At 55.5% G+C, this 1,426-nt stretch carries 1 protein-coding gene; it reads left to right on the forward strand.

Annotation, left to right across the window (positions count from 1 at the left end):
* Positions 1-84: 84 nt before the first annotated feature.
* Complete coding sequence (locus URZ40_RS23100) at positions 85-1,413, forward strand: IS4 family transposase (RefSeq protein WP_320721256.1); 1,329 nt, start codon at positions 85-87, stop codon at positions 1,411-1,413.
* The last annotated feature ends 13 nt before the right edge of the window (positions 1,414-1,426 follow it).

Raw genomic sequence — 1,426 nt, forward strand, 5'->3', positions numbered from 1 at the left:
TAATGCCGATCAGTTAAGGATCGGTTGACCGATCCAGTGGCTGTGTAAGAATCCGGAAATGCTCACCCGTTTCCGGATTTTTTTATGCACATTGGACAGGCTCTTGATCTGGTATCCCGTTACGATTCTCTGCGTAACCCTCTGACTTCTCTGGGCGACTGTCTTGACCCGGAACTGATTTCCCGCTGCCTTGAAGAATCCGGCACCGTCACGTTACGCAAACGGCGCCTTCCTCTGGAAATGATGGTCTGGTGCATTATCGGTATGGCCCTTGAGCGCAAGGAGCCGCTTCATCAGATCGTTAACCGGCTGGATATCATGTTACCCGGCAACCGTCCGTTCGTTGCCCCCAGCGCCGTGATCCAGGCCCGTCAGCGGCTGGGAAGCGAAGCCGTCCGCCGCGTGTTCACGCAAACAGCGCAGCTCTGGCATAACGCCACGCCGCATCCGCACTGGTGTGGCCTGACCCTGCTGGCCATCGATGGTGTGTTCTGGCGAACACCGGACACGCCGGAAAACGACAGCGCCTTTCCCCGCCAGACGCATGGCGGAAACCCGGCCCTCTACCCGCAGGTTAAAATGGTCTGTCAGATGGAGCTGACCAGCCATCTGTTGACGGCAGCGGCCTTCGGCACGATGAAAAACAGCGAAAATGAGCTCGCAGAGCAACTGATAGCGCAGACCGGCGATAACACCCTGACGTTAATGGATAAAGGCTACTACTCGCTGGGGTTGCTGAATGCATGGAGCCAGGCAGGAGAACACCGTCACTGGATGCTCCCTCTCAGAAAGGGAGCACAGTATGAAGAGGTCAGAAAGCTGGGTAAAGGCGACTATCTGGTGAAGCTGAAAACCAGCCCACAGGCACGAAAAAAATGGCCGGGTCTGGGAGATGAGATGACAGCCCGCCTGCTGACCGTGACGCGCAAAGGGAAAGTCAGCCATCTGCTGACGTCGATGACGGACGCCATGCGCTATCCCGGAGGAGAAATGGCAGACCTGTACAGCCATCGCTGGGAAATAGAGCTGGGGTACAGGGAGATAAAACAAACGATGCAACTGAGCAGGCTGACGCTGAGAAGTAAAAAGCCGGAGCTTGTGGAGCAGGAGTTATGGGGCGTGTTACTGGCGTATAATCTGGTGCGATATCAGATGATTAAAATGGCGGGCCATCTGAAAGGATACTGGCCGAATCAGCTGAGCTTCTCAGAATCATGCGGCATGGTCATGAGAATGCTGATGACGCTGCAGGGCGCTTCACCAGGGCGTATCCCGGAGCTGATGCGTGATCTTGAAAGCATGGCGCAACTGGTAAAGTTGCCGACAAGAAGGGAAAGGGCCTTCCCGAGGGTGGTAAAGGAAAGGCCCTGGAGATACCCCACAGCCCCGAAAAAAAGCCAGTCAGTTGCTTAACTGACTGGCATTA

Source organism: Enterobacter sp. 296B2 (assembly GCF_034106185.1).
GTDB classification, from domain to species: Bacteria; Pseudomonadota; Gammaproteobacteria; order Enterobacterales; family Enterobacteriaceae; genus Enterobacter; species Enterobacter cloacae_N.

What these genes read in the sequence shown, in the direction of transcription:
- URZ40_RS23100 (WP_320721256.1), top strand. Translation starts at nt 85, where the DNA reads ATGCACATTGGACAGGCTCTTGATCTGGTATCCCGTTACGATTCTCTG.